Here is a 21,744-nt window from a genome sequence, read left to right on the forward strand (position 1 = left end):
GCGCTCGATTGCTCCGATAGTCGATTGAAAGTGACGGGAACATTGCCCATCAGGGCCGCTCGTCAGGTTTCCTTGGCGGCCAAAACCAGATCGGCGGCGCGATCACCGGACCGCACCGACCCCTCGATCGTTGCAGGCAATCCCGTAGCAGTCCAGTCGCCGGCAAGGAACAGGTTTTTCAGCGCGGTGACCGGCCCCGGACGCAGGGCATTCTGTGCCGGTGTCGCCGCAAATGTGGCACGACGTTCGCGCACGATCTGCCACGGTGGCAGCTCGCCGGAGACACCACCCGCCTTGCAGACATCGTTCCAGATCGCCTGCGCGAGTTCCTCGCGCGGCATGTCGACGAGGCGGTCGCCATTGCTGATGGTGACGGAGAGCCGGTTCGGGAACGCAAACAGCCATTCCACGACGCCGCCGATCACGCCCACGATCGGCGCCGCACCCGGCGGCGGGTCGAAGCGGAAATGGGCATTCACAATGGCGCGGAATTCGGTCGGCGCCTTCAACCCCGGCAGCAGGCTCGTCGCCGCGCGCGGCGGCACCGCCATCACGATCACATCGCCCGCAGCAAGCTGGATCACATCCTCGCCGCCGAAGTTCAGCGCGGTGACCTTGCCGTCAGTGGTGACGAAGGAGCGCAACTCATGGCCGAGCTGAACGGAGTGTCCGCGCTCAGCCAAGAATTTCACGGCAGGCTCGATCAGCACGGCACTGAGGCCATCGCGCGCGATCAGCGGTCGGCAGGCCTGCCCGCCCGCGAGCAACGTCTCGCGCACGATCGCGCCGGCGAGCCCGGCCGAGCCTTCGGGCGGATCGACATTGAGTGCGGCGAGCAGCAGCGGCTGCACCAGGCGCTGATAGAGAATGCCTTCGCAGGGAATGGACTTGCCGACCAGCGTCTGTTCCGAGGCCCAGATCAGCGGTGCCAGCTTGAGGTAATCGGTGAGCCCGGTGTCGGGCACGCGGCGGCTTTCGTCGAGCACCCAGGTCGGCCACCGGCCGGCGCCGAGATCGATCTGCCAGCGTTGCCCGGTCTTGATATCGACGAAGGGAAACTGCGCGGTTTCAGGACCGACCAGTCCTGCCTCGGTGCCGATCGAGCGTGCATAGGCACGCGCGTGGCTGTTGCCCGACAGCAGCAGATGATTGCCATTGTCGATGGTGAGATTGGTGGCGCCGTCGAAATAGGAGCGGCAACGACCACCGGCCTGTTGCGTCGCTTCGTGCACGGCGACCTTGAAGCCGGCACTGGCGAGCCGCACGGCGGCGGAAAGGCCGGAAATTCCGGCGCCGATGATGTGAGCTGTGTTTTGCATCAGATGAAAGCGTAGCGGAACAGGATCGCGAAGCGTGTGACCTTCGACACACGCACCGGCTCGCGCGGCGCGTTGAATCCGCGCGCGATCAGGAGGTCCAGAATCGCATGATAATACTTCGACATGATCCGCGGCGCACGCACCGCGCGGCGCTTGTTGCGGTTCATGATCTCGTCCGACTTCTCGAAATGCGCCTTCGCGCGCTGCGTCAGCGGCAGGCAGACTTTCGGCAGCCCGCGCTCGGCGATCACGCGGTTCGGGTCGTTGGACGTGATACCGGCATGCAGCAGCGCCTCGCGCGGCAGATAGAGCCGGCCGAGCGTTGCGTCCTCGTCGATGTCGCGTAGAATGTTGGTGAGCTGCAGCGCGCGGCCGAGATGATGCGCGAGCTCGATGCCGTCCGCTTCCGGCAGGCCGAACACCCGCACCGACAGCCGCCCGACGGCGCTGGCGACCCGATCGCAATAAAGATCGAGCGTCGCCATGTCGGGCGCGCGGATGTCCTGGGGCACGTCCATCTCCATGCCGTCTACGATGGCGAGGAAATCCTCCCGCTTCAGGCCGAAGGTCTTCACGGACCCGACATAGTCGGCAAGCCGCGGCGGCGGATTGCCCTGGTAGAGCGCGTCGATGTCGTTGCGCCATTCCTGGAGCGCGGCGAGCCGTTCGTCGCGCGGACCGTCGGAATCGGCGATGTCGTCGACCTGGCGGCAGAAGCTGTAGATCTGGAACATCGCCTCGCGCTGGTCGCGCGGCAGGATGCGCATCGCAGCGTAGAAGGAGCTGTTCGATGCGGACGAGCCATAATTGGCGCCGGGCGCGGTCGCCTCAAGCGTCATGGGCAGTCCCCGGATTCGAGATGGCCTTGCGGCCGATCGCACGACGGCCGGCTTCGCCGATCATGCCGGCGAGGCTGAAGGTGAGCAGTTCAAGCTTGTTCAGATGCACGCGCTCGCGCAGGGGATCGCGCATCTTCAACAGGCGCACGATGCGGTCGGCATAGGCCTGGATCACCGCGACGTCGACGCCGAGGCGGAAATCCCTGATCTCCGCACTCAGCGACCTGCCCTCGCCCAGCAGCGCTTCGTTGCGCACGGCCAGCCCCTGCAGGCAGGCCAGCATCGCCGGCGGCGACTGCGCAAGTCCGAGCTGCTCGACCGAGGCGCCGCTTGCGGTCAGTGCATCTCGCGGCAGATAGACGCGATTGAGCTCGCGGAAATCCTTGCCGCAATCCTGGAGGTGGTTGTTGATCTGAAGGCCCGCACAAAGCGCATCCGACGCGGCCCAGGTCGAGGTGCTCTCGCCATGGACGTCGAGCATGAAGCGGCCCACCGGCATCGCCGAATAGCGGCAATAGTGGATGACCTCGTCCCAGGTCTCGTAGCGCAGTTTTGTCACGTCCATACGGAACGCGATGAGCACGTCGAGCGCGTGGCGCGGTGCCATGCCCCGCTCGGCCAGCGCGCGCCGCAGCGCGACCGCTTCAGCCTGAGTATCGCCCTTGCCGAGCAGTTCCGCCTCGAACAGGTCGAGATAGCGCAGCTTTTCGTCCGCCGGCAGGGTCGCGTGGTCCGCGATGTCGTCGGCAGTGCGGACGAAGTTGTAATACGCCAGGATCAGCGCGCGATGACGCGGATGAATGATCCAGGACGCGACGGGAAAATTCTCGTCGTGGTCACCCTTGCCGGATCGCAATTCGCTCGCAGAGGTCATCGAGGGCTGATCAACAATCGTTTGGACAGGAAGGGCTTTTGCGCTCGCGCGGGCCTCATGCCGGCGCCGCCGCGGCCCCCATATAGGGGAATACGGCCGCAAAACCAATCCTGTCTCTCGATGGCAGCCCTGCGGATCCGGCCTGAAAAAGGCGGCCCCACGGCCGCCTTTGTGGGCCAGTGGCCGAGCTTACTGGTTGTGGTTTTTCAGGACCTGGTCGCAGGCCTGCGAGATCTTGGCCCGGTTCTCCTTGAGACAGGCCAGGATGGTGAAATCGCCCTGGTCGATGACCGGACGGCAGAACTTTTGCACATCGCGCGTGCAGGCCTTCTGCTCGCTGTCCGTGCCACGCCCCTGCTGGGCGAACGCAGCCGTGGACAGGGTTGCCGACAGCACGGTGAGAGCGACGAGAAGCTTACGCATTGTATTCCTTCATTCTGACGGCAGAATCGCACCAATCTCGGACAGCACAGGGCGGACGACGGGAACGGATTGTTCTGATGGCAAGTTGCCGCGGAAAGAGCGGCACCGGAGAAGGCACAAGCGCTGGTAAATGCGGCCAAATTGGCGCCGCGCCCACCAAATCAGGTCTTCCCTCGATCTTCATTGGCAGATGTAAGGGTTTGATACTACGTCATAATTCTGGCAGTTGACGTTTTACTGCATACCTGTTGCAGAGCTGCATCTGTCCGACCGGCCATTTCGGCCGGAAACACATGGAAACACAGGAAATCCGGGGCCAGACCGTAGCAAGACCGCTTCGCGAGCCTGATATTGTGAGCGGTCAGGCTTTGAACCCGACGCAGGCTCTTGAACCTGCCACGGGCTCGCAACACTAAACTTTCGATGTGGCGAGACGTCCTTTCATGAACGGGCGTCGTTCTAAAACGGGATATTGATGATGAAATTCTTTGGGCGAACTGAACTGGCGATCAAGGCGGCCGGCATTGCTGCGGCGCTGCTCTTCTCAGTTGCTGCGAGCCACGCTCAGTCGTCCGGGCCGTTCGCCGGCTTCGACGGGGCGTGGACCGGCACCGGCACGGTATCGCTGTCCGACGGCTCGACCGAGCGCATCCGCTGCAAGGCGGACTACAAGGTCGCCGGCACCGGCCTCAGCCTCAAGCAGGCGCTGCACTGCGCATCCGACAGCTACAAGTTCGACCTCACCAGCGACGTGACCAGCCAGGGCGAGCGGATCTCCGGCAATTGGAGCGAGTCCAACCGCAACATCTTCGGCAATCTGCAGGGCACCGCCGGCGGCGGCTCGATCGACGTGTTCGTCGAGGCCAACGGCTTCGCCGCCAACCTGTCGCTGCGCACCAGCGGCTCCAAGCAGACGGTGCAGATCTCGTCCAAGGGCGAGATTCGCGGCGTCAACATCACGATGACGAAGGGCTGACCGCCCTCCCTGCTTCCAAGACTTCAAATCAAAACAAACCCCTGGCTTTCGCAAGCCGGGGGTTTTTCTTGTATCAGAATTTGGTCGATCGCTCGTCGCAATCGATTCAGATCGCGGGCTTGTCGGGGCCATGGAGCTTGGCGTGCAGGTTGATCAACCACATCGCCGTCGGCCGCAGGATGAAGAGGTCGGCCACCAGTGCGGCCACCATCGAGAAGGCGCTGAGCCAGCCGAACAGCCGCAGCGACGGCAAATCCGAGAACACGGTGACGACAAGGCCGCAGGCCAGCACCACTGTGGTCAGGATCAGCGCCGGGCCGACCAGCACGGTTGCGCGCTCTACCGCGAGCGCCGAACCGATGCCGGGCTTGCTCTCCAGCCTGAGGCGATTGAGGAAGTGGATGGTTGCGGAGAGACCCAGGCCGAACGAGACGGTGAGCGCCACGACGCTGGCGAACTGCAGCCCCTCGCCCATCGCCCACAGCACCGTTCCCGACATCACCACCGGGAAGATGCCCGGCAGAATGCAGGCAAACATCACCACCCATGAGCGGAAGGCCAGCCCAATGAAGATCGCAACCAGCGCGAATTCGACGGTGAGGCCGCGGTTCAGCTTCTCGATCATGCCGGCCGAGTTGCGCGCGGCGATGGCGGCGAGACCGGTAACGGCAACCTCGTAGCCGGGGTGCTTCTTGCGGACGGCGTCGAGTTCGGAGTCGAGCTTGTCGACGATCGGCAAGAGCTGGCTGGAGTCCTTGTCCGGCACGCGGCCGGCCACAACCACCGCATCCTGCTCGGCATCGATGAACCGTCGCACCAGATGCTCGGGGATGACGTTGACATATTCCTTGAGCGTTGCGACGTCATCGCTGCCGGCCTTTTCCGCCAGCCAGCGGCGCAGCGTCTCCAGTGACCAGACGTTGCCGACGCCGGCAGCCTTCTCGACGGTCGCATGCACGTCCGCGATGGTTTGCAGCGTCTCCGGCGAGTAGAGCGTTTCACCCTTGGGGAACTGGATCAGAACGTTGACCGGATTGGCGCCGGTCAGCTTGGCGTCGAGCCGGTTGCTCGCAGCAACCGCCTGACGCTTGTCCGGCACCTGGTCGGCAAGCCGATAGCGCGGCTGCAGATTGGCGTAGACGACACCGAGGCTGGCGACGAACAGCAGTGCGATCAGGCTGAACAGGCCGGGCCGGCCGACCATGCGCACCGCGATCCAGTAGCAGAAATTGCGCAGCGCCTGCACGCCGGCATCGGCGCTCTGGAATTTGACCGCAAAGAGCTTCTCGTTGCGCACGAACAGCACGCCGAACACCGGCACCAGCGACAGCACCGTGACCAGCGCGATGATCGTCGCGGCCAGTCCCGCTTCGCCGAATTTGCGGATCAGGTCGGAGTCGGAGAACTGGAGCGCGATGAAGGAAATGCCGGCGGTGCCGTGTGTCAGCACGCAGGCCGGGCCCACCACCAGCACCGCGTTCTTGAACGCGGTGAACTTGTCCTGGCCTGCGATCAGCCGGTCGCGCGCGGCGAAGGTAAGCTGCATCGAGTCCGAGAACGAGATCACCATGATGAGCGGCGTCATCACGTTCAGGAACATGTTGAGATTGAAGTTGGCCCAGCCGAGCGCGCCGAGCGCGATCAGGATCGCAATCATCGGCGGGAACGCCGCCACCACCATGAACGAGATCTTGCGGAAGAAGATGATCGCGATGACGCAGCCGGCAAGAATGCCGAGGATGTTGTAGGTGAGGCCGTCACGCTCGACCGCGTTGCGGATCTCAAGCTGCATCACCGGTACGCCGGAGAGCTGCACGCTGAGCCCGGTGTCGCCGAGATCCTCCTTCATCAGCGCGCGGATGTCGCCGACGGTCTTGGTGAGCTTGTTGGAGGCGACCACTTCCGGATCGAGCGACAGCACGATCAGCGCGAGCGTGCCGTCCTCGGACAGGAGCTTGCCGCGAATGATCTCGTTGTTTTTGACGGTCTCGATGAACTGGTCATAGGCCGCGCCCTCGGGCAGTTCGGCCGGGAACAACGCGGCCGGCAACTTGCCCGGCGCCGGCGCCTGGCGCGCGGAGAACAGCGAGACCAGGCCGCGGGTGCCCTCGACCAGCTGCATGTCGGTGACGAAGTCGCGCAGCTTCTCGAGGTTGTTCCGCGCCAGGAGCTTCTGGCCTTCGACCACGACGAGAACGTCGAATTCCTCAGCCGGGAACTTCTTTGTCACCGCTTCATACTGGCGAAATTCGGGGGTGTTGGAGCGGAACAGCTGGGACAGCGAATCGTCGATCTTGATCCGATAGATGCCGAACACCGCGCCGACGATCAGCGCGACCAGGACGATGCAGGAAACGATCGGCGCGCGGACCGCGATCAGCCCGATGCGCTCCAGTCCGAAGGCGATGGAGGACGTAGGTCCCTGTTCGACCTTGTCGACATGAACCTCATTCTCGCGGTGCTTTTCGAGCATGCCTTGTCCAGTTCCTAAATCGGTTCGGTCAGTGAGCTTATTGCGCCCCGCGAACGGCTTGAAAACGCCATACCAATGGGAGGCTTGCCCCTTGAAAATGCGCGGAAAATCGCCGGCAGCGGTTTAGCAGGTGATGAGCCCGACTCGCAAGCACGCGAAGGGTCTCCAAATCGATCAAGATGCGGCGATTTTGCCGGAATGCCCGTCATTCGGGCAAAGCCGTGCCAATTCGACGCGCCGCGCGGTCGGCGCTCTCCTCCTTGAGCGCCACGCCCGTGACCTCTCGCGCCAGTCCCTCGCGGACCAGCCAGGCAATCTTGAGGGCTGCCTCATGATAGCTCAACCCGGCCTTGTGGATGTTGGACACGCAGTTGCGGTCTGCATCGGTCAGCCCGGGCTTCGGTGCGAAGGTGAGGTAAGCACCGAGACTGTCGGGCGCGGACAGGCCCGGCCGCTCGCCGATCAGCATCAAGACCATGCGGGCGCCGAGAATGGCCCCGATCTCGTCGCCGAGCGCAACCCGCGCGCCTGAGGCGACGACGACATGGCCGATCGCGACAGCGTCGCCTTCCCTGAGCCGCGGCAGCAGGCTTTGCAGCAGCGCGACTGCATGGGCATGGACAGCCGCCGCCGACAATCCATCGCCAATGACGATCGCAAGCTGGCACGGCGCGGCGGCGCCATCCGCCAGCGCCGCGGCGGAACCAGCGTCGAGCTGCCGTCCCAGATCCGGCCGGCGCAGATAATTCCTGCGATCGGCGGCCCGGCTCGTGACCCCGGTGGCACCAAGGCCGATTGCCCTCACCCCGGCGAGCAGACCCGGCGCATCGAAGGCTGTATGCACGGCATCGCGGGCGCGGGCATGCGCCAGCGTGAAGTCGAGCAGCGGTTTTGTCGGCAAGCTCGCGCCGCTGCGTCCGAGCGCGACGCGGGCGGGCGTGTACGATCTCAGGTCGACGGTCGGGCGCGCCGGGACGGGCTTGTCGCTCATTCGGCGGGAACGGACGCTTCGCGCAGCCGGATCGAATAGTTCGAAGCGTTCTGCTTGCCGCTCGATGCGGCGCGCGCAAAGGTGATGAGATGATGCGCGATCATGGTGCAGCCGATCAGACCTTCGATGTCACCACGGCGGATCCGCCCCAGCGCGAATTTCCAGAACACGCGCCTGTAGTCCCCGAGCACGCCGACCTTCCAGAAGATATTGCGCAGCATGACGAGCCCGCGCCTGATGTTCGGCCAGGCCTTCATCTCGTCGGGCACCGGCATCTTGAGGCGATGGGGATAAACCTCGTCGCATTGATACTGGAAGCGCGCATAGACCTTCTCGGGCTCGTAAGCCACGCCCATGGCGTGCTTCCAGGATGCGACGACATCTTCATAAGGCAGCAGGAAGTTGACGTTGGAATCGCGCCCCTCGTCATCGACCAGGCGCCCTTCCTTCTCCAATCGGTCCCATAGCGGCGTCTTGGGCAGCGCCTGAAGCAGGTTGATGGTGAGCAGCGGAATCCGGGACTCATCGACAAAGGCGAGCAGCGCCTCCGCCGTGTTCGGCTTGTCGGTGTCGAGCCCCATGATGATGCCGGACACCACCTCCATCCCGTAGGAATTGATGGTGCGCACGCCCTCGAGGATCGGGACCATCATGTTGTGATCCTTGTGCATCGCCTTCAACGCGTCGGGGTCCGGCGTCTCGATGCCGCAGAAGATGGTGACGAAATAGGCCTCGCGCATCTTCTCGAGGATTTCGGGGCGCTTGGCGATGTTAAGCGTCGCCTCGCAGGCGAGCCGCACGACGTAGCCGGTCTTCTTCTGCCATTCGATCAGATGCGGCAGCAGGTCCATCGCCGCCTTGCGGTTGCCGATGAAATTGTCGTCGACGAAATAAACCGTGTCGGTCATGCCGCATTCGCGCAGGCGGTCGAGCTCGGCGATGATCTGCTCGGGCGATTTGAGGCGCGGGTTGCGGCCGTAGAGGCCGGGGATGTCGCAGAACTCGCACTGATAGGGACAGCCGCTGGAATACTGGATGCTGCCGAGGAAATATCGTTTCACGTCCGCAAGCTCATAGGCCGGGATCGGAAACTCCGTCATCGGCACGCGGTCCTTGGTCGTCAGCACGACCTGCTGCCCGGGGCGCGACGTATCGCGCGACAGGATTTCGAGCAGCTGATTGGTGGCGTCGCCGAGCTCGCCGACATGGAGATAGTCGAACGAGGGGTAATAGTCCGGGCACGCGCTGACCGACGGGCCGCCGAGCGCAACCGGCAGGTCGAACTCATGGGCGCGGCGGCAGATGTCGTTCATCTGCTGGCGCTGGATGTGCATGCCGCTGACGAACACGGCCTCCGCCCATTCGAACTCCTCCTTGGTCGCGCGGCGAAGATTCTCGTCGACGAATTTGACCTGCCATTCCTTGGGCAGATAGGCCGCGAGCAACAGCAGGCCCTGCGGAGGCATGAAGGCGCGAACGCCGTCGGTCAGCGGATAGGCGTGCTCGAAGGTGCCGAAGGACGACGTGTAACGCGGGAAGACGCAGAGAATTTGCCGACTCGTTCCGTTGCTTTCAGCGCGCATCGAACTTCCCCCAACCACGTTCTACGAACGGTACTGACGAGGTCTCCAGAAACATAGCGTAACGCTGCAACTGGAATTCCTCAATATTGTGGCACCGAACTAATTCGTGAGACGCGCCAATGGTTTCCCCGGTTCACGCCGGCGGGTGGAAGTTTTTGGCGTTTTTCGCGTCACGCAATCAGCCGGGAGGCAAAATCGGGCAAGAGGCCTGCGTCACCTGCAAGCCGGTAGTCGGCACCCGCAATTCCGGTCCGGACCAGCCAGTCGTCGAACTCGGGCGCACGGGCCGCGCCGAAGACCTCGCGGGCATAGAGCGCATCGTGGAAGGAGGTGGACTGGTAGTTCAGCATGACGTCGTCGGCGCCGGGCACCCCCATGATGAAGGTGACGCCGGCGGCGGCGAGCAGCGTCAGGAGATTGTCCATGTCGTCCTGGTCCGCCTCGGCATGGTTGGTGTAGCAAATGTCGATGCCGAGCGGCAGCCCGAGCAGCTTGCCGCAGAAATGATCCTCGAGCCCCGCCCGGATGATCTCCTTGCCGTCATAGAGGTACTCCGGGCCGATGAAGCCGACCACGCTGTTGACCAGCAACGGCGCATAGGCACGGGCCACCGCATAGGCACGCGCCTCGCAGGTCTGCTGGTCGACGCCGTGATGCGCGTTGGCCGACAGCGCCGAGCCCTGCCCGGTCTCGAAATACATCACGTTCTCGCCGACCGTACCGCGCTTCTGCGACAGCCCGGCCTCGTGCGCTTCCTTGAGCAGCGAAAGGTCGATGCCAAAACTGCGATTGGCGGCTTCGGTGCCGGCGACGGACTGGAAGACGAGGTCGACCGGCACGCCCTGCCCGATCAGCGAAAGCGTCGTGGTGACATGGGTCAGCACGCAGCCTTGGGTCGGGATTTTCAACCGCGCGATGATCTCGTCAAGGAGCCGCAGCAATTGCGCGATGACGGCCGGATCGTCGCTTGCCGGGTTGATGCCGATGCAGGCATCGCCGGCCCCGAGCAGCAGGCCGTCAAGGATCGAGGCCGTGATACCCCTGGCATGATCGAAGGGATGGTTGGGCTGCAGCCGCGTGCTCATCCGGCCCTTGAGGCCGATGGTGTTGCGGAAGGCGGTGACGACCTCGCATTTCCGCGCCGCCAGGATCAGGTCCTGGTTGCGCATCAGCTTCGACACCGCGGCCGCCATCTCCGGCGTGATGCCGGGCGCGAGCTTGCGCAGGATCTCCGGTGTCGCGGCGTCCGACAGCAGCCAGTCGCGGAAAGCCCCGACCGTCAGCGAGGCCACAGGGGCAAACGCCCTGGCGTCATGGCTGTCGATGACGAGGCGGGTAACCTCGTCGGCCTCATAGGGGATGACGGCCTCGTTGAGGAATTGGCCGAGGGGGACGTCGGCAAGCGCCATCCGCGCGGCGATCATCTGCCCGGCGCTGGCAGCGGCGATGCCGGCCAACCGGTCGCCCGAGCGCGCCGGCGTCGCCTTGGCGAGGAGGTCGCGCAGGTCGGGGAAGGTGTAGGTCGTGGCGTCGATGGCGTGGCGGTAGACCAAAGGCAGCTCCGCAGGTTCGTCGGCCAGTGACCGACTCCAAGGCGATCCCAAGACTATACCTTCGGATCAAGACGCTGAAACATCTTACCTTTCCTTCGACCAAGGACGAAGGGGGCCGAGAGCCGCGTTAACCCTGCGTCCATCTTCATTCTGCATAGTTTTGCATCATTTTTAGAAGACCGCGCAGTCCGGCCACTCCCGGCCATTCGGGCCCTCCGCATCATGACATCAGACCGATCTGGGAATGCCGCCGGCCTGGCAGGCCGTTTCACGCTGACCACCAAGCTCTATGCGATCTTCGCGCTGTTCGCCCTGCTCACCGCGGCGATCGCGATGCTATCCGACTACAACAGCCGCCGCGGCGCCGAGCTGACCCGTGCGATCGAGACGGCGAATGCGGCGGCGCTCAACGTCGAGCGCGTCAACTCGCTGGTCTATGCGGTCGTGATGGAGTCGCGCGGCGTCTACATGTCGACCGAACCGGCCGTCGTGAAGAAATACGGCGACGGCCTGCTCAAGTTCAACGAGCAGATCCTGAATGTCGTGAAAGGCTGGGAGACCATCGTCAAGTCCGACGATGCCGAGCAGTTCGCCACCTTCAAGAAACGCATCGAGCAGTTCGTCGACTTCCGCAAGGAGCTGGTGCGCCGCGGCGTCGAGATCAATGCGGCCGCCGGCCGCGAATGGGGCGACAACGACGCCAACCGCGCCGTGCGCTCTGCGCTGAACAAGGACCTCGAGGCGCTGTCGAAGGTCTACGCCGAGCGCGCCAGGCAGATCGCGCGCGAGACCGAGACCAACCGAACGCTGTCCTTCGTGCTGACCTGCCTCGGCGGCGTCGCGCTGGCGCTGGTCGTGATCGGCATCATCATCATCGCCCGCTCGATCGCGCGGCCGCTCGCCGCGATCACCGCGACCATCAAGCAGGTCGCCGACGGCGCCGAGAATGTCGTGGTGCCGCACTCCGGACGCGCCGACGAGATCGGCGCGCTCGCCCGCGCCATCGAAGTGTTCCAGAACGCGATGGGGCGCAACCGCAACCTCGCCTCGCAGGTCTCGCAGGATTCCGCGGCCCGCGAACAGCGCGCACACCACATCGAACGGTCCGTCGAAGCGTTCCGCGAGGCAATCGGCACGATCATGCGCGGGCTGAGCGACAACGCCGCCGTCATGCGCGAGACCGCGCAGACCATCACCCGTGTCACCGCGGATGCGAGCAACCGCGCCGGCACGGCGGCGAACGCAACCGAGCAAGCCTCGGACAACGTCACGGCCGTGGCAGGTGCCGCCGAGGAGCTGTCGGCGTCGGTAGAAGAGATCGGTCGCCAAGTGCGGCAATCCGCGAGCGCGGTCGAGCAGACCGGCCAGCGCACCGAAAAATCGATCGCCGAGATCGAGAGCCTCGCCGCCGCCACGCAGCGCATCGACGGCGTGCTGACCCTCATCCAGACCATCGCCGAGCAGACCAATCTGCTCGCGCTCAACGCCACCATCGAGGCCGCGCGTGCCGGTGATGCCGGCCGCGGCTTTGCCGTCGTCGCGCACGAGGTCAAGGCGCTGGCCGGACAGACCGCGAAGGCGACCGCCGACATCAGCCAGAACGTCGCAATGATCCAGTCCTCCACCCGCAACGCGGTCAATGCCGTCCGCGAGATCGGCGGCGCGGTGCGCGAGATCAACGAGGTCACCTCCGCGATTGCCGGCGCCGTCGGCCAGCAAGACGCCGCCACCCGCGAGATCTCCTCAAACGCGCAATCGGCCGCCCAGGGCAACGAGACGCTGGTCGCCAACATCACCTCGCTGCGCGACGCCATCGGCGAGACCGACACGGCGGCGACGTCCGTGCTGACGGCGGCGAGCAGCCTGACTGCCACGGCGGACACGCTGTCGCGCGAGGTGGAAAAGTTCTTCCAGAACCTGCGCTCGGGCGCGGCGGAGAGCCGTGTCGCGTAACCTAAAACGCGAAACAACCCCATGCACTGTAGACGGAGTGAGCCAAATCAATGGCTTGACCGCTAGCGTCACGCGATTGCTGATTTTACGAAATCTATTTGACACGTCGGGCAAAACACCGGCATGATGTGATCATGGCGATGCTCCCCGAACCAAACTCCGGGCGCGCCTGGAAACGACCGGGGCCGACGTTCCACGGACGCCATCCGGTACCCGGGCCACATCACCCGTGATCGAACGGACCAACTTCCCGGATGACCCGGCAGACCTGCAAAAATCCACTGGCGTAGAACTCAGCGTGACCTCGCTTCATGGCTTCGACATGGTCGGGATGGGTCCGCCAGCCTTCGAGCGCCTGCTCCGAGGCGAATCGAAAGACGGTGATCTCCTCTCCGTCAGGAGCCGTGAATGATTTCACGGACAGAAATCCAGGAAGGCCGCTGACGATTCCATACATGCGCTCCCCCAAGCGATCGTACGCGTCGCCCGACGCGCCGTCCCGCAGCTTGAGATCTCCAATGACGATCACCTCTCCAAGCATTCTCATTCTCCGCTATTCAATTCCAGCCCAAGAGCATATTCGAGGGCGCGCACCGCAATATTACGTGCCGGGATCAATTATTCCCGCGCTCCATGACTATTTTCGCCAGGCTGCACGCACACAATCGTGAACTGAAACGCGCCCAGCGCGCGTAACGGCTCCAGGCGCGAGGCCGTACCAGCAGCAATGCATCATCAAAGGCCGGTGAAATGACAGAGCTCGTGAGAACAAACTTCCACATCGCAGAGGACGGGGCTGGGTCCTATCGACCGCTGGCGATCCTGCGCTGGGTCATGGTCGTGATCTTCGTGTCGTTCGGCATGCAGAAATTCACGCCACAATCGGCCCAGGGCATCGCGCAATTCATCAGCAACAGCCCGTTTGTCTCATGGCTATCGATCTTCGGATTGAGGGGCGAAGCCTACGTTCTCGGTGTCACCGAATTCGTGATCGCAGCCCTGCTGGCTGCCGGTGCATTCAGCCCGATCCTCTCGGCGCTGGGATCGCTCATGGGCGTTGTCACCTTCGCCGTCACCTGGTCGTTCTTTTTCACCACGCCCGGCGTCGTGACATGGAGCATCTCAACCAACCCGATGGCCTGGAATCTGGCGGGAGAGTTCCTGTTCAAGGACATTGTCCTGTTTTGCGTCTGCGTCGTGCTGCTCCTGACGTCGCTGCCACAGGTCGTTACGCGGCTGCGCTGTTGAGGGGGCTCAAAGAGCCACGTGTCCATCGGCGCGAAGCCGTGTTAGCGTCTTCGGATTGCGGGACTACATGACGGCCTTCTGGCATGTGGCAGATCGTGGGTGGAAAACACGACTTGATGACCAAGACCAATCGCGTGCTGTTTCTCTGCACCGGCAATTACTATCGAAGCCGCTACGCCGAAGAGCTTTTCAACCATCAGGCCGGGCTCGACGGATTGAGGTGGCACGCCTTCTCGCGCGCCGTCGCCGAAAACCTCTTTCCTGAAAACGTGGGGCCGATGTCGCCCTTCACGCTGAATGCCCTGCAGGCGAAAGGCATTACGCCGGGAGACGCCGTGCGCGGTCCGGCGCTCTGCACGGTCGACGACTTTGCGGACGCGGCGCTTGTCGTCGCGCTGAAGGATTCCGAGCATCGCCCCATGATCGAGCGACGCTTTGCCGCTGTCGCCCATCGCGTCGAATATTGGAACGTGGACGACATCGAGTTCCTCGATCCGCCAACGGCACTAGGCAAGATCGATGAGCTGGTCGGGCGGCTGATCAGGCGCCTGCAGACTAGCGCGCCATAGCGCGAATATCCGCGCTGATGTGTGCTTCAAACGAAAAGCCCCGGCACGAGGGCCGAGGCTTGCGATGCAGTCCGCGTACATCCGGCGAACCGATCGTCGAGGCAAAGACTAGCTGCGAATTTTGAACAGATGATGACGGGGTTGGGTCGACAAGATGTCGCGACGGGTCGGAACCAGATCGCCTGATCCCATCCCGAAGATAAATCTCCACCCGCCGCGGAGCCGGAAGCAATATTCGCCCTCACACCGTCAACAGCGTCTTGATCGCACGACGCTGATCCATCGCCTTGTAGCCTTCCGCGACCTGGTCGATGGGCAGTGTGAGATCGAACACCTTGCCGGGCTGAATGCGTCCATTGAGCACGCGGTCCATCAGATCGGGCAAGAACCGCCGCACAGGCGCTGGACCACCCATCATGCGGCGCTGCGCAAAGAACAACGCCTGGCCTTCGAAGGTCACCCCATGGGGAACACCGACATAGCCGATAGAGCCGCCGGGTCGCGCGCATTCGAGCGCTTGCGACATGGCTTCCTGCGTGCCGACGCATTCGAGCACCGAGTCCCCGCCGACGCCCCGGGTCAGCTCCTTGACGCGCGCGATGCCTTCCGCGCCGCGCTCGACCACGATATCCGTGGCGCCGAACTTCCGGGCCAGAGCCTGCCGCGTCTCGTGGCGGCTCATGGCAATGATGCGCTCCGCACCCATCTCTTTCGCCGCGAGCACGCCCATGAGGCCGACTGCGCCATCACCGACCACCACCACGGTGGCACCTTCGGTCACGTTCGCGGCGTCAGCGGCATACCAGCCGGTCCCGAGCACGTCGGAGGCCGCGAGCAGATGCGGGATGAGATCGCTGCCCGGCATCTCCCTGGTCGCAACGAGCGTACCATCGGCAAGGGCGACGCGGGCGTAAGGCGCCTGCGCGCCCGACATGAACTCCCGCTGCTCGCACGACGACTGGAAACCGAACTTGCAATGCGGGCAGGTATTGTCCGACAGGCAGAACGAGCCGACGACGAACTGACCGGGCTTGATGGTCCGTACCGCACTGCCGATCTCGACGACCACACCGCAATATTCGTGGCCCATATGCGCAGGGCCCTCCTTCGGCTGCAGTCCGCGATAGGGCCAGAGATCGGAGCCGCAGATGCAGGTGGCCGACAGTTTGATGATGGCGTCGGTCGGATGGATGATCTTGGGATCGTCGACCCGCTCATAACGGACGTCGCCGGGGCCGTAGAGGACGGTTGCCTTCATTGTTGCTCTCCGTTGATCGCGGACGCGTCGTATTGCGCGTCGCTGACCTTCTCCATCCAATCGACGGGGTTGCCGTTGAGTGCTTCCTGGATGGCGATATGGCTCATGGCCGTGGTTGGCGACGCCCCATGCCAGTGCTTCTCGCGAGGCGCGAACGACACCACGTCGCCCGGGCGGATCTGCTCGATCGCTCCGCCCCAGCGCTGCACGCAGCCGCGGCCGGACGTGACGATGAGGGTCTGCCCGAAAGGATGCGTGTGCCACGCCGTGCGCGCGCCGGGTTCGAAGGTAACGTGATTGCCGGCGACGCGAGAGGGATCGACCGCCGGAAACAGCGGATCGATCCGGACCGTGCCCGTGAAATAGTCTACCGGGGCGCGGGTTGACGGTTGGGAACCTGCTTGCCGAATTTGCATCTGTTGTCTCCTCGAGGAGTTGCGTTACGAAGTGGCGCTTGCCGGCACGCACGCGGCGCAGCGCGGGTCAGCTTTCGCTTTGCGGCGCAGCGCTCCGACCAGAATGACGGTCGACGAGAGCGCGAGGATGACGGCGCTGAACAGGAACGTGGCCCGGTAGCCGCTGCTGTCGAACAGCACACCGCCGCCTGCCGCTCCCATGGTGATGGCAAGCTGAACCACCGCGACCATCAGGCCACCGCCAGCTTCCGCGTCATCCGGCAAAGCGGTGCTGAGCCAGGTCCACCAACCGACCGGAGCCGCAGTGCCAATAAAGCCCCACAGGAACATCAGCGCGACCGTGGCGCCAAGCGAGGCCCCGAACGCCGTGAGCGCGACCGCTATGGCGGCCATTGAAAACGGCATGACGACGAGTGACGTGTAGAGGCGTTCGCGGATGACAAATCCGATCAGCGATGTGCCGATGAGACCGGCCACGCCCATCACGAGCAGCAGGGCCGAAATGGTCGTGACATCGACGCGCGTGATCGTTTCGAAGAACGGCCGCAGATAGGTGAAGAGCGCGAACTGGCCGAGAAAGAACAGCGCTGCTGCGAGCATGCCATAGGGCACCTCCGGGCGACGCAAGACCTTGAAGGCTGCTGCCGCGCTTGCACGCTCCTGGCTCGGCATTCTCGGCAGCGAGAGGAGTTGCCAGACAAGGGTCAGCGCAGCGACGGGAACAACACAGAAGAACGCGCCGCGCCAGCCGATATACTGGCCAAGGAAGCTGCCGAGAGGCGCGGCAATCGTGGTGGCCAGAGCATTGCCGCCGTTGAGAACCGCAAGCGCGCGCGGCACGTCCTTGCCCGGCACGATGCGGATCATGGTTGCGGCGGACATCGACCAGAAACCGCCGACGGCCATACCGACGAGGGCGCGCCCAATCATGAAAACCGGATAGTTCGGCGCGAAGGCCACGACGACCCCGGAGACGAGCGTGATCCCCGTGAGCCACAGCAGCACGGATCGGCGGTCGATCCCGCGCGTCGAAGCCGAGATGAAAAGACTGGTGAGAATGGCGAACAGGCCTGAGATGGAAATGGCTTGGCCGGCCTGTCCTTCCGTCAACTGGAGACCTTCCGCGATCGGCGTGAGCAGGCTCACCGGCATCCACTCGGTTGCGACGAGGCTCGAGGCGCAAAGAGAAACCGCGAAAACCGCGCTCCACGCGGCCACTGGCTGCGTTGTTGTCTGATCTGTCGTGACGTCCATGGGGGTTCCGTATCTCGCAAAGCGCCCAAGCCCGGCACCGGTTCACGGCAACACATAGAGCCCCCTGCGGCGTTCGATTAGCCGCTATAATTTGCTTGCATTAATCGATGTAGGCCATGAATGTTGGCGGCCATGGCAGCTCAGGATTTCAACGATTTGCTGGCCTTCGTGGCCGTCGCCCGCGAGCGCAGCTTTACCAAGGCCGCCGCGAAACTGGGCGTCGTGCAGTCGACGCTCAGCCACACCATCAAGCGGCTGGAATCGCAGATGGGCCTGCGATTGCTGACGCGCACGACGCGAAGCGTCGGCCTGACCGAGGCAGGCGTGCGGCTGCAGCAGTCAGTCGCACCGCGCATCGAAGAGATCGAGCGCGATATCGCCGCGCTGATGTCGCTGCGCGACACGCCGTCGGGCACGATCCGTATCACGCTCTCGGACCACGCGCTGGACAAGGTGGTCTGGCCGAAGCTGGCGCCGGTCCTGAGAAAGTACCCCGACATCAAGGTCGAGTTCAGCCTCGACACCGCCTTTCGCAACATCGTCGAAGACGGCTTCGATGCCGGCATCCGCCTCGGCGAAAGCGTCGAGAAGGACATGATCGCGGTGCGCGTCGGCCCGGATTGGCGGCTGGTCGCTGTCGCCTCGCCCGCCTATCTGAAGGAGCATCCCAAACCGAAGCATCCGCAGGATCTCCTCGATCATGTCTGCATCAAGCGGCGCGCGGCGGCCGGCGGTCATTACGTCTGGGAGTTCGCCAAAAACGGTCCCGACCTCCGGGTGCGAGTCGAGGGGCAACTGACCTTCAACGATTCCCGCGCCATGATTGAAGCCGCCGTCAAAGGATTCGGCATCGCCTATCTTCCCGAAGACATGGTGACGGCGCATGTCCGCTCCGGCGAGCTCGTCATCGTGCTCGACGACTGGTCGCCGAAGTTCGACGGCTACTATATCTATTATCCAACCTCGCGGCAGAACTCGGCGGCGTTCAAGGTGGTCGTCGATGCGCTGCGGCATCACGACGCGCGGAGAAAACGCGGCTAGCCTCGCGCGGCGTTGCCGCTATCCGACCGGCCCCGGAGTCCAATCGTCGCCAGACAGCGGCGTCACGGTGACGTCGGGAATCACCCCCCGCTCCATGTCCGGATCGAAATGGCGCATCGTCCGTTCATTGAGGTCGATGATTCGGCCCGGCCTGAGCGGCCCCACGTCATTGATCTTGACGATGACCTTCTTGCCGACGGCTTCGACCAGCGCATATTTCGGTCTCGCTCCGAATTGCACCCCACCAAATTTCTGACGCAAGCTGGTCTTGATGGCAGCCGTCCAGACCTCGGGATCGTAACGCTCGCCGGAGGCGGTGCTCGGGCCGCCCTCCTCCTTGCCGGGCTTGAACGGATTATACGTCGATGCCGCGCCAACGACCGCAGCCCCGGAGGCGGCATCGACGGCGGCGCTTGAATGAACCCCACTTGTTTCACTACGTGCAACGCTGACAGAAACGGCAAGCGTAACCAGGGCGCCGCAAATTGCGGCGCTCGAGCGGAACACCATTACATCTCCTTTGATTTTTCGTCCGGTTCCCGATGCCGCAGAACATGGCCAAGCGAACGCGAGAGCGTTTGCGAACTTGCGCCAGTCATTTGCGGATTCGAGCCAACCCCTTGGCCACGGAACCGTTGTGGGAACCAGAGCGGTCCCGCACATTGCTTTCGTTATCGCCGTCTAAGACGGGGATTGCGTCAGCAACATGACTCCTGGATTAACAGAGTCCGACCCCCGGAATCTTACGTGTTCAGCAGCACAAGCGCATTACGCGACGTCCGTGAACACCGCAACCGCGCGAGACAGCGGCACACATTGCATCTGGTTGCTCGGCAACAGGCGTTGAGCTCACGATGTTGCGGAAAATTCGCGGCGAAGATATTTCCTCAATACGACGCGGGACGGCCCTGGACGCCGGCCGCCCCGCCTCACGATCACAGATCCTATTTTGCCATCGCCGTCCTTGCGGCCTCGATTTTCGCCTTTACGGCATCGAGGTTGAAGCTTGCGCCCTTCTGCATCGGCGGAAACTCGACCGCGGTCCTCGCCAGCTTCTCCACCTCCTGCTGGACGAAGACGAAGCGCCAGAATTCATATTTGAACCAGTCGAAATATTGCTGCGCTCCGTTTTTGGTCCCGTTGTCGGGCCAGCCTGTTCGCTCGAACGGGTCCAGGCGAAGGTTGGTGAGGTAGGGGACGTCAACCTTCGTCTTTTCGCCCAACCAGCCTCCGGGCTGGTCGATGAAACGATACTTGTAGTCGTCGATGCGCACAGCACCCAGCTCGCTCTCGCCGAAGTACCAAACTTCGTGTCGGTTTGACGGCCCCTTTCCGGTGATCATGTCCATCTGATTGTAACCGTCCAGATGGCACTTGTAGGTGCGGCCTCCGATGTTCTTGCCCGTCTTCAGTTCGTCGACAATGTTCGGGTTGCCGGCAGCGGCCAGCAAGGTCGGAAACCAGTCGAGCCCGGAGATGATACCGTTCTCGACCTTGCCGGCTGGCACCTTGCCCGGCCAACGGATCATCGCCGGCGCGCGAAAGCCGCCTTCCAAGACCGTCCCTTTGCTCTGCGCGAAAGGCGTCTGCCCGCCATCCGGCCACGTAAAGACCTCCGTTCCGTTATCGGTGGTAAAGATCACGATGGTGTTGTCATCCACGCCCATGTCCTTGAGCTTTTGCATGACGATGCCGACATCGTCGTCGAGCTGCGCCATGCCGGCTTCGTGAATCGACCAGCCGTTCTTGGAGTTGCGCATCGCCTCGTACTTTGGCGACAAGTGCGTGACGATGTGCATGCGGGTCGGATTGAGCCACAGGAAGAAGGGCTTGTTGTCGGCCTTGGACCTTTCAATGAACGACAAGGCAAGGTCCCGGATTTCATCGTCCACGGTTTCCATCCGCTTGGGATAGAGCGTTCCGGCATCCTCAATCCTTTGCTTACCCACCTTGCCCCAGCGTGGATCCACAGTGGCATCGTCCGCATTCGTTGCCCACGAATGGACCATGTTGCGCGGACCGACGACGTTCAGCAGATCTTGCGGATAAGCGGGATGGGCCGGATCTTCCATTGCATCGAGGTGATACAAGTAGCCGAAGAACTCGTCGAAGCCATGCACTGTCGGCAGAAACTCGTTCTTATCGCCGAGGTGGTTCTTGCCGAATTGGCCGGTGGCATAGCCCATGCCTTTGAGCGCGGTGGCAATGGTCACGGCTTCGGCAGGCAAGCCCGTGGGGGCGCCCGCCTGGCCGACCGTCGTCATGCCGGTACGGATCGGCAGCTCGCCGGTGATGAAGTTGGCGCGCCCCGCAGTGCAACTCGCCTCGGCGTAGTAATCGGTAAACAGCATGCCCTCTGCCGCGATCTTGTCGAGGTTCGGCGTCCGGCCGGCCATCATGCCGCGATGGTAAGCACCGATATTCCAGATGCCGATATCGTCTCCCATGATGACGACGATATTGGGCCGCTGCGCCGCCGCTGAGGCCGGCGTTGATTGCTGCGCTTGCGCGAAGCTTGTCCCACCGACGGCAGCCAGTGCCGACGCCGCGACGATAGAACTGCCGCTCAACAGGAGATCGCGGCGCTTCAAACCTGCGCTGCCGTGTCCCGTGCTCTTCCTGGCCGTTTCCGGAATCTTATCATTACTCATGACGCGATCCTCTTCCTGGCGATGCACCTGAAGCCTGCATGGCTTGCACGGGTGTCGAACAGCTCGGCATTGCGCGCAGCCGGTCGATAGCGGCGGCAACAGTCAGGAACGCAGAGGATGCCAGCCGCCTTTAAGCACCTTGCGCAACCTACGGTACGGGTTCTCAGGTGGAAGCTCGGCTCAAAGAAGGGAAATTATAACAACTCATAGTTGATCGCAATGTCGGATCACTGCGGTCGCGAAATGAAAAGCTTGCCGGCTCAGGCATGGCCAGTCACATACTCGCCAAATTGCCGCCCGATCGGCAGAGCCCTCTTTATAAT

19 protein-coding genes and 1 pseudogene are annotated in these 21,744 nt (G+C 63.3%); 5 read left to right on the top strand and 15 right to left on the bottom strand.

The window, feature by feature from the left end; genetic code table 11:
* Positions 1–62 precede the first annotated feature (62 nt).
* The 4 genes from hpnE to K3F49_RS13075 form a co-directional block, all read right to left on the bottom strand.
* Complete coding sequence (hpnE, locus tag K3F49_RS13060) at positions 63–1,319, bottom strand: hydroxysqualene dehydroxylase HpnE (RefSeq protein ID WP_234681318.1); 1,257 nt, start codon at positions 1,317–1,319, stop codon at positions 63–65.
* A complete protein-coding gene (hpnD, locus tag K3F49_RS13065) occupies positions 1,319–2,158 on the bottom strand; it encodes a presqualene diphosphate synthase HpnD (RefSeq protein WP_234681319.1) in 840 nt (279 codons plus the stop codon). Before hpnD ends, hpnE begins: the two co-directional genes overlap by 1 nt.
* Positions 2,148–3,032 carry a squalene synthase HpnC gene (gene hpnC / locus K3F49_RS13070; RefSeq protein WP_234681320.1) on the bottom strand — a complete coding sequence of 295 codons (885 nt, stop codon included), beginning with the start codon at positions 3,030–3,032 and terminating at the stop codon, positions 2,148–2,150. Before hpnC ends, hpnD begins: the two co-directional genes overlap by 11 nt.
* Positions 3,033–3,221: 189 nt before the next feature.
* The gene (locus K3F49_RS13075; protein WP_234681321.1) at positions 3,222–3,455 is read right to left on the bottom strand and encodes a hypothetical protein; all 234 of its coding nucleotides are present in this window, start codon (positions 3,453–3,455) and stop codon (positions 3,222–3,224) included.
* Positions 3,456–3,933: 478 nt separating this feature from the next.
* On the opposite strand from K3F49_RS13075, the gene K3F49_RS13080 reads away from it, so the two are divergent.
* Positions 3,934–4,431: a hypothetical protein gene (locus tag K3F49_RS13080; protein ID WP_234681322.1), complete on the top strand. Its 498-nt coding sequence runs from the start codon at positions 3,934–3,936 to the stop codon at positions 4,429–4,431.
* A gap of 106 nt (positions 4,432–4,537) precedes the next feature.
* On the opposite strand, the gene K3F49_RS13085 is transcribed toward K3F49_RS13080, so the two are convergent.
* The 4 genes from K3F49_RS13085 to K3F49_RS13100 form a co-directional block, all read right to left on the bottom strand.
* Entirely contained in the window at positions 4,538–6,904 is a 2,367-nt protein-coding gene (locus K3F49_RS13085; protein ID WP_234681323.1) for an efflux RND transporter permease subunit, read from the bottom strand.
* Positions 6,905–7,109: 205 nt separating this feature from the next.
* Positions 7,110–7,895 carry an ethanolamine ammonia-lyase subunit EutC gene (eutC, locus tag K3F49_RS13090; protein WP_234681324.1) on the bottom strand — a complete coding sequence of 262 codons (786 nt, stop codon included), beginning with the start codon at positions 7,893–7,895 and terminating at the stop codon, positions 7,110–7,112.
* Positions 7,892–9,478 carry a B12-binding domain-containing radical SAM protein gene (locus K3F49_RS13095; RefSeq protein ID WP_234681325.1) on the bottom strand — a complete coding sequence of 529 codons (1,587 nt, stop codon included), beginning with the start codon at positions 9,476–9,478 and terminating at the stop codon, positions 7,892–7,894. The genes eutC and K3F49_RS13095 overlap by 4 nt, the downstream gene beginning before the upstream one ends.
* Positions 9,479–9,648: 170 nt before the next feature.
* The gene (locus K3F49_RS13100) at positions 9,649–11,031 is read right to left on the bottom strand and encodes an ethanolamine ammonia-lyase subunit EutB (RefSeq protein WP_234681326.1); all 1,383 of its coding nucleotides are present in this window, start codon (positions 11,029–11,031) and stop codon (positions 9,649–9,651) included.
* Positions 11,032–11,253: 222 nt separating this feature from the next.
* On the opposite strand from K3F49_RS13100, the gene K3F49_RS13105 reads away from it, so the two are divergent.
* Positions 11,254–12,984 (top strand): methyl-accepting chemotaxis protein, encoded by a 1,731-nt coding sequence (locus K3F49_RS13105; RefSeq protein ID WP_234681327.1) that lies wholly within the window; start codon positions 11,254–11,256, stop codon positions 12,982–12,984.
* Between the two features lie 223 nt (positions 12,985–13,207).
* Here K3F49_RS13105 and K3F49_RS13110 read toward each other — a convergent pair whose 3' ends face one another.
* Positions 13,208–13,525 carry an antibiotic biosynthesis monooxygenase family protein gene (locus K3F49_RS13110; RefSeq protein WP_234681328.1) on the bottom strand — a complete coding sequence of 106 codons (318 nt, stop codon included), beginning with the start codon at positions 13,523–13,525 and terminating at the stop codon, positions 13,208–13,210.
* A gap of 209 nt (positions 13,526–13,734) precedes the next feature.
* On the opposite strand from K3F49_RS13110, the gene K3F49_RS13115 reads away from it, so the two are divergent.
* Positions 13,735–14,232, top strand: coding sequence for a YkgB family protein (locus K3F49_RS13115; RefSeq protein ID WP_234681329.1), 498 nt, complete (start codon positions 13,735–13,737; stop codon positions 14,230–14,232).
* A gap of 116 nt (positions 14,233–14,348) precedes the next feature.
* Positions 14,349–14,801, top strand: coding sequence for an arsenate-mycothiol transferase ArsC (locus tag K3F49_RS13120; RefSeq protein WP_234681330.1), 453 nt, complete (start codon positions 14,349–14,351; stop codon positions 14,799–14,801).
* Positions 14,802–15,042: 241 nt separating this feature from the next.
* On the opposite strand, the gene K3F49_RS13125 is transcribed toward K3F49_RS13120, so the two are convergent.
* The 3 genes from K3F49_RS13125 to K3F49_RS13135 are packed head-to-tail and all read right to left on the bottom strand — an operon-like array spanning position 15,043 to position 17,729.
* Positions 15,043–16,059: a zinc-dependent alcohol dehydrogenase family protein gene (locus K3F49_RS13125; RefSeq protein WP_234681331.1), complete on the bottom strand. Its 1,017-nt coding sequence runs from the start codon at positions 16,057–16,059 to the stop codon at positions 15,043–15,045.
* A complete protein-coding gene (locus K3F49_RS13130; protein ID WP_234681332.1) occupies positions 16,056–16,475 on the bottom strand; it encodes a (R)-mandelonitrile lyase in 420 nt (139 codons plus the stop codon). Before K3F49_RS13130 ends, K3F49_RS13125 begins: the two co-directional genes overlap by 4 nt.
* A gap of 24 nt (positions 16,476–16,499) precedes the next feature.
* Positions 16,500–17,729, bottom strand: a complete 1,230-nt coding sequence (locus K3F49_RS13135) for an MFS transporter (protein WP_234681333.1) — start codon at positions 17,727–17,729, stop codon at positions 16,500–16,502.
* A gap of 132 nt (positions 17,730–17,861) precedes the next feature.
* Here K3F49_RS13135 and K3F49_RS13140 point away from each other — a divergent pair, with 132 nt between their 5' ends.
* Complete coding sequence (locus K3F49_RS13140) at positions 17,862–18,770, top strand: LysR family transcriptional regulator (RefSeq protein WP_234681334.1); 909 nt, start codon at positions 17,862–17,864, stop codon at positions 18,768–18,770.
* Positions 18,771–18,788: 18 nt separating this feature from the next.
* Here the strand turns inward: K3F49_RS13140 and K3F49_RS13145 are convergent, their stop codons facing one another.
* The 3 genes and pseudogenes from K3F49_RS13145 to K3F49_RS13155 all read right to left on the bottom strand — a co-directional run.
* Positions 18,789–19,280, bottom strand: coding sequence for a septal ring lytic transglycosylase RlpA family protein (locus tag K3F49_RS13145; RefSeq protein ID WP_234681335.1), 492 nt, complete (start codon positions 19,278–19,280; stop codon positions 18,789–18,791).
* Positions 19,281–19,714: 434 nt separating this feature from the next.
* Positions 19,715–21,421: an arylsulfatase gene (locus K3F49_RS13150; RefSeq protein ID WP_234681441.1), complete on the bottom strand. Its 1,707-nt coding sequence runs from the start codon at positions 21,419–21,421 to the stop codon at positions 19,715–19,717.
* A pseudogene (locus K3F49_RS13155) lies at positions 21,418–21,565 on the bottom strand (SUMF1/EgtB/PvdO family nonheme iron enzyme); the annotation flags it as partial. The pseudogene K3F49_RS13155 and the gene K3F49_RS13150, both read right to left, overlap by 4 nt.
* Between the last annotated feature and the right edge of the window lie 179 nt (positions 21,566–21,744).

The organism is Bradyrhizobium monzae, from assembly GCF_021458635.1.
In the GTDB taxonomy this organism is placed as follows: Bacteria; Pseudomonadota; Alphaproteobacteria; order Rhizobiales; family Xanthobacteraceae; genus Bradyrhizobium.